Source organism: Geodermatophilus sp. URMC 64 (genome assembly GCF_053502555.1).
Window position 1 is genome coordinate 3138727 of record NZ_CP199955.1, and the last position, 9240, is coordinate 3147966.

The following is a 9240-nucleotide window of genomic DNA, read 5'->3' on the forward strand; positions in this document are numbered from 1 at the left end:
GGCACGTCGACGTCGCCCTCGCCGAGGAGCAGCTCGATCTCGGTGCAGCCGAGGACGACGCCCTCCGCGCCGCATGCGATGAGCCGCTCCACGACGGCCGCCGCTCCCGGACGGCCCAGCACGGAAGGCCGGCCCCGTCCAGGGCGCCGCCCCGAGCTTGCGAGAGGTGGGGAGGACGGGGTCCTTTCTCAGACGAGCTCGAGCGGGTCCAGCTGCACGCGGACGTGCTCGGAGACCTTCTTCGCGCTGCGCACGCCCTGCACCTCGGCCAGCGCGCGGGCCAGCGCCACCCCCTCGGTGCGGGGAACGCGCACGAGGTAGCGCTCGCGCTCGTCGTCCTGGCCCGGGCGGGGCGGCTCCGGGACGGGACCCAGCAGGTCGGCGTCGTCCGGCAGCCGGGCCGCCGCGAGGAACTCGGCCAGCGCGGCCGGGGTGCCCGACAGCGCCGCCATGCGGGTCGCCGGCGGGAAGCCCAGCGCCCGGCGGTCGGCCAGCTCCCGCTCGGCCAGCCAGGCCGGGTCCCAGCGCACCAGCGCCTGGACGACGGGGTGCGCGGCGTCCGCGGCCACCACGACCTGCCCACCCGACCGCACGAGGGTGGCGGCGTTCATCCAGCGGCGCAGGGTCTCCTCCCCCGCCCGCAGGTCCGCGCGGCCGAGCAGCGCCCAGGAGTCGAGCAGCAGCGCGGCCCCGTAGCCGCCCTCGACGGTCGGCTCCGCGCCCGGCGTGGCGACGACGACCGCCGGCCCGCCCGGCACGGTCGCCAGCACGCCGGAGCCGCGGCCGGAGATCCGGACCGCCGCCCCGGGAAAGGCACGGCCCAGCTCCTCGGCGGTGCGGGCGGCCCCGACGACGGAGGCGCGCAGCTTGGTGTGGTGGCAGTGCGGGCAGTCGAAGGTGGCCGCGGGGCGGGCGCACCAGCGGCAGGCGGGCACCCGGGAGCCGCTGGGGCCGGGGGTGGCCGAGATGCCCAGCGGACCCGAGCAGACCGCGCACCGGGCCGGCGCGCGGCAGCGGGCGCAGGACAGGCCGGGCGCGTAGCCGGCGCGCGGCACCTGGACCAGCACCGGGGCGCCGTCGGCCAGCGCCTGCCGCGCGACGCGGTGCGCGAGGCTGGGCAGCCGGGCGGTGCGGGCCGCGGGGTCGCGGGCCAGCTCGGCGTCGTCCCCGAGCGCCTGCACGCGGGGCGCGGCCGCCCGCAGCGTCGCGCGCTCGGCGACCAGCTCGTGCGCCCAGCCGGACTCGACCAGCAGCGCCGCCTCGGCGGTGCGGGCGGTGGCGGCCACGACCGCCGCGCAGGAGGCCAGGTGCGCGCGGTGCACGAGCACGTCGCGGGCGTGCGCGTAGGGCGCCCGCGGCTCGGCGTGCAGGTCGTCGCCGTCGTCCCAGATCGCCACCAGGCCCAGATCGGCGACCGGCGCCAGGGCGGCCGCCCGGGTGCCGAGCACGACCGTGGCGCTGCCCCGGGCGGCGTCGAGGAAACGCCGGTAGCGGGTGTCCGGCGCGGCGTCGGCCCGCAGCACGACGAAGGAGCCCTTCGGCAGGAGCCGCTCGGCGGCCGCCTCGAGCCGGTCGAGGTCCTTGCCGTCCGGGACGACGACCAGCGCTCCGCGGCCGCCGGAGAGCGCGGCGCGGCAGAGCTCCGCCAGCCGGGCCGGCCAGTCCTCCCCGGGCAGCGCGGTCCACACGGCGCGGGCGGGTGCCCCGGACGCGACGGCGTCGAGCAGCGCGGGGCCGGTCGGGTAGCGGGCGAAGCCGGCCGGGTCCGGGGGCTCCGGCGGCGGGACGGGGTCGGTCCGCGGCCGCTTCTCCGCCGCCGCCCGACGGGGCGGGATGGCCAGTCGCAGGACGTCGGTCATCGTGCCGCCCCAGCGGTCGGCCACCGAGCGGGCCAGCGCGGCGACCTCGGGGGTGAGCACGGGCTCGCCCGAGACCAGCTTGGCCAGGGGCGCCAGCTTGCCGCCGTGCTCGGTGGAGCCGGCGAGCTCGAGCACGTAGCCGTCGACGAGCTGTCCGGCGAAGCGCACCCGCACCCGGCAGCCGGGGCGGACCTCGTCGGCGAGCTCCTCGGGGACGGCGTAGTCGAAGGGCCGGTCCAGGTGCGCGAGCGGCACGTCGACGACCACCCGGGCGATGCGCGCCGCGCGGGAACCGGACTCGGGGCCCGCGAGGGCGGTCGGGGCCGACGTCAGGGCTGCGCTCCGTTCGGGTGGCGGCGGGACTCGTCCAGTGTCGCCGCCGCCCCCGACAGTTCCGCCGTCAGACCCCTACGGCCGAGCGCAGCGCCTCGACGCGGTCGAGCCGCTCCCAGGGCAGCTCGATGTCGGTGCGGCCGAAGTGCCCGTAGGCGGCGGTCGGCCGGTAGATCGGCCGCAGCAGGTCGAGGTCGCGCACGATCGCGCCGGGGCGCAGGTCGAACACCGAGCTGACCGCCTTCTCCAGCACCTCGTCGGCCACCGCGCCGGTGCCGAAGGTCTCGACGAACAGGCCGACCGGGTGCGCGGCGCCGATGGCGTAGGCGACCTGCACCTCGCAGCGGCGGGCCAGCCCGGCGGCGACGACGTTCTTGGCCACCCAGCGCATCGCGTAGGCGCCGGAGCGGTCGACCTTCGACGGGTCCTTGCCCGAGAAGGCGCCGCCGCCGTGCCGGGCCATGCCGCCGTAGGTGTCGACGATGATCTTGCGGCCGGTGAGGCCGGCGTCGCCCATGGGCCCGCCGATGACGAACTTGCCGGTCGGGTTGACCAGCAGCCGGTAGCCGGCGGTGGGCAGGCCGAGCGCCTGCAGCTCGGGCTCGACCACCAGCTCCTGGACGTCGGGGGTGAGCAGCTGCTCGATCGAGATGTCCTCGGCGTGCTGCGAGGACACGACCACCGTGTCGACCGCGACCGGGCGGTCGTCCTCGTAGACGACGGTGACCTGGGTCTTGCCGTCGGGACGCAGGTAGGGCACCGAGCCGTCCTTGCGCACCGCGGAGAGGCGGCGCGAGAGCCGGTGCGCCAGCGCGATCGGTAGCGGCATGAGCTCCGGGGTCTCGTCGGTGGCGTAGCCGAACATCAGGCCCTGGTCGCCGGCGCCCTGCCGGGCGATCTGGTCGATCTCGACCTCCTCGGCCGACAGGCCGGCGTCCTCGCCGCCGCTGCGGGCCTCGTAGGCGGTGTCCACGCCCTGGGCGATGTCGGGCGACTGGGAGCCGATCGAGATGCTCACCCCGCAGGAAGCCCCGTCGAAGCCCTTGCGGGAGGAGTCGTAGCCGATGCCGAGGATCGTCTGCCGCACGATCTCGGCGATCTCGACGTAGCCGGCGGTGGTGACCTCGCCGGCGATGTGCACCTGCCCGGTGGTGATCAGCGTCTCGACCGCCACGCGGCTGCGCGGGTCCTGCTCCAGCATCGCGTCGAGGATCGCGTCGCTGATCTGGTCGGCGATCTTGTCCGGGTGGCCCTCGGTCACCGACTCGGACGTGAAGAGACGGCGTGGCACTCGGTTCTCCCTGGATCGGCGGGTCGGTCGGGACGACCGTTCCGCAAACGGTACCGGCGATGCGGAACGGATCGGCGCTCAGCGGTCGGCCGGGCGTGCCCAGCGGGGGGCGACGGCGGCCCAGATGCCCGCCGCGACGGCGTCCTTGCTGCCGCGGGGGATCTCGGTCGCGCCGCCGTCGGCGGCCAGCACGACCGCGGCGTTGTCGGGTCGGCCGAACGCCTGCCCGGCCGAGACGTCGTTGACCACGAGCAGGTCGCAGCCCTTGCGGGCCAGCTTCGCCCGCCCGTGGGCGAGCACGTCGCCCTCGTCGTCCCCGGTCTCGGCCGCGAAGCCGACGACCAGCTGACCGGTGCTGCGTTTCGTCACGAGCTCGGCGAGGACGTCGGGGTTGCGCACCAGCGGCACCGCGCTCGGCTCGGCGGCGCTGCCCTTCTTCAGCTTCGTGGCCGCGACGTTCTCGGGGCGGAAGTCGGCGACCGCGGCGGTCATGACGACCGCGTCGGCGTCCGGGGCCTCGGCGAGCATCGCGGCCCGCAGCTCCTCCGCCGTCCCCACCGGGACGACGCGCATCCCGAACGGGGCCGACAGGTCGACGTTGGCCGCGACCAGGACGACGTCGGCGCCGCGCGCCGCGGCGACCCGGGCCAGCGCCCAGCCCTGCTTGCCCGAGGAGCGGTTGCCCAGGTAGCGCACCGGGTCCAGCGGCTCGCGGGTGCCGCCGGCGCTGATCACCACGCGCCGGCCGGTCAGGTCGGGGGCGAGCGCAGTGGCTCCGTGCTCGAGGGCGACGAGGGCCAGAGCCGCGATGTCAGTGGGCTCCGGCAGCCGCCCGGGGCCGGAGTCCGGCCCGGTCAGCCGGCCGACCGCCGGGGGCAGGACGACGGCGCCGCGGCGGCGGAGGGTGGCGACGTTGTCCTGCGTCGCCGCGTGCAGCCACATCTCGGTGTGCATCGCGGGGGCGAACACCACGGGGCAGGATGCCGTGAGCAGCGTGGCGGTGAGCAGGTCGTCGGCGCGGCCGGCGGCGGCGCGGGCGAGCAGGTCGGCGGTGGCCGGCGCGACGACGACGAGGTCGGCGCTCTGCCCGATCCGCACGTGGGCCACCTCCGGCACGTCCGACCAGACGTCGGTGGTGACCGGGTTGCCGGACAGCGCCTCGAAGGTGGCCGCGCCGACGAAGTGCAGCGCCCCCGGCGTCGGGACGACGCGGACGTCGTGCCCCGCCTCGGTGAACAGGCGCAGCAGCAGGGCGGCCTTGTACGCGGCCACTCCCCCACTGACGCCCAGCACGATGCGACTCACGGGGTCCATCCTCCCCATACGAGAACGCACCCGGCACTGGGTGCCGGGTGCGTCGTCATCACTTCTGGGTTGAAACGGCCCCCTTGCGGGGTCCCGCCGCGAGCGTGCGAGCGGTGGGGGGCAAGGGGGTCCTTCTTAGTTCTCTCCGGCGGTGTGGGTGAGCAGGCCCTCGTTGATCTCGCGCAGCGCGATGGAGAGGGGCTTCTCCTGGGGGGCGGTGTCGACCAGCGGGCCGACGTACTCCAGCAGGCCCTCGGAGAGCTGGCTGTAGTAGGCGTTGATCTGCCGCGCGCGCTTGGCGGCGAAGATCACCAGGCCGTACTTGCTGCTGGTGCGCTCGAGCAGCTCGTCGATCGGCGGGTTGGTGATGCCCTCGGGGTGGGGTGCGACTCCGGACACGTGCGGGCGTGCTCCTCGATAGACGGTGGGAGTGCGGGCCGGACGACGGCCGCTCACTCGGGGGCGCTGCTGTCCCGGCACAGGCCGGGCAACGGCGCAGTCAGCAAGCTTACCAACTCGTCCGCGGCCCGGGCTACGTCGTCGTTGACCACCACCGCGTCGAACTCGCCCGCAGCGTCCAGCTCGGCCTGCGCGATGGCCAGCCGGCGCTCCTGCACGGCGGCAGGCTCCGACCCCCGCCCGGCCAGCCGGCTGACCAGCGCCGACCACGACGGCGGGGCCAGGAACACCAGCTGCGCGTCGGGCTCGCGCGCCCGCACCTGGCGCGCGCCCTGCAGCTCGATCTCCAGCAGAGCCGGCGCCCCGGCCGCGAGCCGTTCGCGGACCGGGGCGGCCGGGGTGCCGTAGCGGTTGCCTGCGTACTCGGCCCACTCGAGCAGGCCGTCCTGGGCGATCAGCCGGTCGAACTCCTCATCGGTGACGAAGTGGTAGTGGACCCCGTCCACCTCGCCGGTACGGCGGCCCCTCGTGGTGGCCGACACGGACACCCACACCTCCGGGTGCCGCCGCCGGACCTCCGCGATCACGGTGCCCTTGCCGACCCCGGAGGGGCCGGAGAGCACGGTCAGCCGTGCCGAGGTGCCATCTCCCACACGTCCATCCTCGCCCGGCGCTCGTGCGCCCTGCGTCAGGGGGCGACCTTCTCCCCGCCGAACTCGTGCTCCAGCGCCTTGCGCTGGTTCGCGCCGAGCCCCCGGACCCGGCGCGTCGGCGAGATCTCCAGGCGCTCCATGATCTTCGCGGCGCGCGCCTTGCCCACACCGGGCAGGGACTCTAGGACCGCGGAGACCCGCATCTTGCCGATCACCTCGTCGGTCTCGCCCTGCTTGAGGACGTCACCGACGCTCGCGCCCTTGCTCTTGAGCCGCTCGCGGAGCTCGGCGCGTGCCTTGCGGGCCGCGGCAGCCTTCTCGAGTGCGGCCGCACGTTGCTCTGGGGTCAGGGAGGGAAGAGGCATGATTGCGACCCAATCGTGTCGTCGCCGGCGGTCTGGACCCGGCGGGTCAGGTGGTACTTCGGGCGGTGCCGGGCCCGCAGTGCGGGCCCGCGGCCAACCTAGTTCCCGGCATATGCGCTGGTCACGCGCCCCTCGGCGAAGATCGTCGAGATCTGATGCCCTCATGTTCACCCAGTGTTCGGGGTGGTCGTGACGCTTCGTGATGACCCCTGGTCAGCGGTGTTCCGTCCGGACGCGTTCCGCGGCTGCGGTCGCCGAAAAGTCGTGGACACGCCGAGCGCGACACGCCGAGACGTGATGCCACGGTGACGGGCCAGGAGCCTCTGAGCAGGGCCTTTCGTCCCGGGCGGACCACAGCCGCCGCGCCCGGACGGTTCAGCCGGCGAGGGCGGCGATCCAGCGGTCGGCGGCGGCCCGCAGCGCGGCGGCGTCCGGCCCGGCGGCCAGCACGTCCCGCGACACCGTGGGGACGACGGCACGGTCGGTGCCGAACAGCCGGCGCAGGTCGGCGACAGAGCCGCCCTGGGCCCCCAGCCCCGGCGCCAGGATCGGCCCGCCCAGGCCGTCGAGGTCGACGTCCATCTCCGGCAGCGTGGCGCCCACGACGACGCCGAAGGATCCCGTCCCCGGGCCGAACCGGCTGGCCACGTCCCGCACGGCCGCGACGTCCGGCAGGGGGTCGCCGACGACCCAGCCCGGGGTGTTCCAGCCGCGCACGGTGTCGACGACGACCTGGGCGACGCTGCGCCCGCCGACGACGGCGTGCTGCAGCGCGCCGGCGTCCGGGTTGGAGGTCCGGACCAGCACGAACAGCCCGCCCCCGCACAGCCGGGCGGTGTCGACGGCCGGCTGCAGCGAGCCGGGGCCGAGGAACGGGCTGACCGTCATCGCGTCCACGGCGAGCGGGTGCTCCGGCCGCAGGTAGTCGGCGTAGGCGTCCATCGTCGAGCCGATGTCGCCGCGCTTGGCGTCGAGCAGCACCAGCGCCCCGGCGGCCCGCGCCCGGGCGACGGCGTCCTCGAGGACGGCGACCCCCCGGGAGCCGTGCCGCTCGTAGAAGGCCAGCTGCGGCTTGAGGACGGCGACGGAGCCGGCGAGCGCGTCGACGACGGCCTCGGTGAAGCGGGCCAGGCCCTCCGGGCTGTCGGGCAGGCCCCACTTCTCCAGCAGCGGCACGTGCGGGTCGATGCCGACGCACAGCGGCCCGCGGGCGGCCACCGCGTCGGCCAGCCGCCGGCCGAAGGGCTCGGTCATCGGTGCGCGTACCCGACGGCGTCGGCCAGCGAGGCGAACCCGCGGGCGGCCAGGGCCTCGGCCAGCTCGGCGTGCACCCGGGCCACCGCGGTCGGGTCGTTGAAGACCGCCGTCCCGACGGAGACCGCGCTCGCCCCGGCGAGCACGAACTGCAGGGCGTCCAGGCCGCTGCGGATGCCGCCCATGCCGAGGATCGGCACCCCGGGCAGGGCCTGGTGGACCTGCCAGACGCAGCGCAGCGCCACCGGGCGGATCGCCGGGCCCGACAGCCCGCCGGTCACCCCGCCCAGGACCGGCTTCATCGTGTCGGGGTCGATGACCAGCCCGAGCAGCGTGTTGATCATCGACAGGCCGTCGGCGCCGGCCTCGGCGCACGACGCCGCCACCGAGACGATGTCGGTCACGTCGGGGCTGAGCTTGGCGTAGACGGGCTGGGCCGGGTCGGCGGCCTCGCGGACGGCGCGGACGACGTCGCTGGCGGCGACCGGGTCGCAGGCGAAGACCTCGCCGCGGCTCTCGACGTTCGGGCAGCTGATGTTGACCTCGAGCCCGAGGACGCCGGGGACGCCGCGCAGCCGCTCGGCCAGCTCGGCGAAGTCCTCGACGCGGGTGCCGGCGATGGAGACGAAGGCGCGCGCGCCCCGCTCGGCCAGCCAGGGCAGCTCCTCGGCGAGCAGGCCGTCGATGCCGGGGCCCTGCAGGCCGATCGAGTTGAGCATGCCGCTCGGGGTCTCGGCCATGCGCGGGGTCGGCCGGCCCGAGCGCGGGCGCAGCTGCACCGACTTGGTGACCACCGCGCCGATCGCGGCGAGGTCGACGAACGGCTCCAGCTCGCGGCCGAACGACGAGCAGCCGGAGGCGGTCAGCACCGGGCTCGGGATCTCCGCCTTGCCCAGAGCCGTGGTCATGTCCACAGCGCTCATGCCGGCAGCACCCCCATCGCGTCGGCGCCCACGACGTCCGCGGGCAGCGTGCCGACGTCGGCGAAGCGCACCCGGTCGCCGCCGAACACCGGCCCCTCGGTGCAGGACCGGGCGAACCGCGTGCGCCCGTCGGCGCCCACCACCGGCAGCACGCAGGTCATGCAGACGCCGATGCCGCAGGCCATGGCCTCTTCCACGGCCACGTAGGAAGGGATGCCCCGTTCCGACGCGGCCGCCGCGACCGCGCGCAGCATCGGCATCGGCCCGCAGGCGTAGACGACGCCGGCGTCGGCGATCAGCTCGTCGACGGCGAGGGTGACCAGCCCCTGCCGCCCGGCGCTGCCGTCGTCCGTGGTGACCTCGACCCGGCCGCACAGGCCGGTGAGCTCCTCCACCGAGCACAGCCGGTCGGCCGACGCGGCGCCGGCGACCGCGGCGGCCGGCGAGCCCTGCTCCGCCAGCGCGGCGGCGAGCGGCACCAGCGCCGCGGCGCCGTAGCCGCCGCCGACCAGCAGCGCGGCGGTGCCGGGCGCCGGCAGCGGGAAGGGCCGGCCCAGCGGGCCGACGACGTCCACCCGGTCGCCGGGCTGCAGCTCGGCCAGCCAGGTCGAGCCGACCCCGTGCGGGGCGACGACCACGGTGACCCGGCCGTCGCCGGCGCCGGCGATCGCGATCGAGCGGCGCAGCAGCGCCGCCGACAGCGGGCCGCCGACGGCGAACGCGACGAACTGCCCGGGCTCGGCGACCGCGGCAATCTCCGGCGCGTCGAGCGTCAGCTCCACGTACGCCGCGACCGCCCGCCGGCCGACGACCTCGACCTCCCGCTGCACCGGCCGGTTCGCGGCCGGTGCAGCCGGC

General features: G+C 76.1%; 9 protein-coding genes. All 9 read right to left on the reverse strand.

From position 1 onward, the window contains the following. Window positions 1-188: 188 nt before the first annotated feature. Window positions 189-2126, reverse strand: a complete 1938-nt coding sequence (locus ACWIYF_RS15275; RefSeq protein WP_448623678.1) for a primosomal protein N' — start codon at window positions 2124-2126, stop codon at window positions 189-191. Between the two features lie 133 nt (window positions 2127-2259). Further along, window positions 2260-3483, reverse strand: a complete 1224-nt coding sequence (metK, locus tag ACWIYF_RS15280; RefSeq protein WP_448623679.1) for a methionine adenosyltransferase — start codon at window positions 3481-3483, stop codon at window positions 2260-2262. A gap of 78 nt (window positions 3484-3561) precedes the next feature. Next, window positions 3562-4788 (reverse strand): bifunctional phosphopantothenoylcysteine decarboxylase/phosphopantothenate--cysteine ligase CoaBC, encoded by a 1227-nt coding sequence (gene coaBC / locus ACWIYF_RS15285; protein WP_448623680.1) that lies wholly within the window; start codon window positions 4786-4788, stop codon window positions 3562-3564. A gap of 135 nt (window positions 4789-4923) precedes the next feature. After that, window positions 4924-5187, reverse strand: a complete 264-nt coding sequence (rpoZ, locus tag ACWIYF_RS15290; RefSeq protein WP_179720069.1) for a DNA-directed RNA polymerase subunit omega — start codon at window positions 5185-5187, stop codon at window positions 4924-4926. 53 nt (window positions 5188-5240) lie between these two features. Next, window positions 5241-5840 (reverse strand): guanylate kinase, encoded by a 600-nt coding sequence (gmk, locus tag ACWIYF_RS15295; protein ID WP_448623681.1) that lies wholly within the window; start codon window positions 5838-5840, stop codon window positions 5241-5243. 35 nt (window positions 5841-5875) lie between these two features. Continuing rightward, complete coding sequence (gene mihF, locus ACWIYF_RS15300) at window positions 5876-6205, reverse strand: integration host factor, actinobacterial type (RefSeq protein ID WP_448623682.1); 330 nt, start codon at window positions 6203-6205, stop codon at window positions 5876-5878. 375 nt (window positions 6206-6580) lie between these two features. Further along, window positions 6581-7459 carry an orotidine-5'-phosphate decarboxylase gene (gene pyrF / locus ACWIYF_RS15305; RefSeq protein ID WP_448623683.1) on the reverse strand — a complete coding sequence of 293 codons (879 nt, stop codon included), beginning with the start codon at window positions 7457-7459 and terminating at the stop codon, window positions 6581-6583. Next, the gene (locus ACWIYF_RS15310) at window positions 7456-8382 is read right to left on the reverse strand and encodes a dihydroorotate dehydrogenase (RefSeq protein WP_448623684.1); all 927 of its coding nucleotides are present in this window, start codon (window positions 8380-8382) and stop codon (window positions 7456-7458) included. Before ACWIYF_RS15310 ends, pyrF begins: the two co-directional genes overlap by 4 nt. After that, window positions 8379-9212, reverse strand: coding sequence for an iron-sulfur cluster-binding protein (locus ACWIYF_RS15315; protein WP_448623685.1), 834 nt, complete (start codon window positions 9210-9212; stop codon window positions 8379-8381). Before ACWIYF_RS15315 ends, ACWIYF_RS15310 begins: the two co-directional genes overlap by 4 nt. Between the last annotated feature and the right edge of the window lie 28 nt (window positions 9213-9240).

Coding starts and splice junctions, on each gene's coding strand:
- mihF (WP_448623682.1), bottom strand. CDS start 6,205: ATGCCTCTTCCCTCCCTGACCCCAGAGCAACGTGCGGCCGCACTCGAG.
- pyrF (WP_448623683.1), bottom strand. CDS start 7,459: ATGACCGAGCCCTTCGGCCGGCGGCTGGCCGACGCGGTGGCCGCCCGC.
- ACWIYF_RS15310 (WP_448623684.1), bottom strand. CDS start 8,382: ATGAGCGCTGTGGACATGACCACGGCTCTGGGCAAGGCGGAGATCCCG.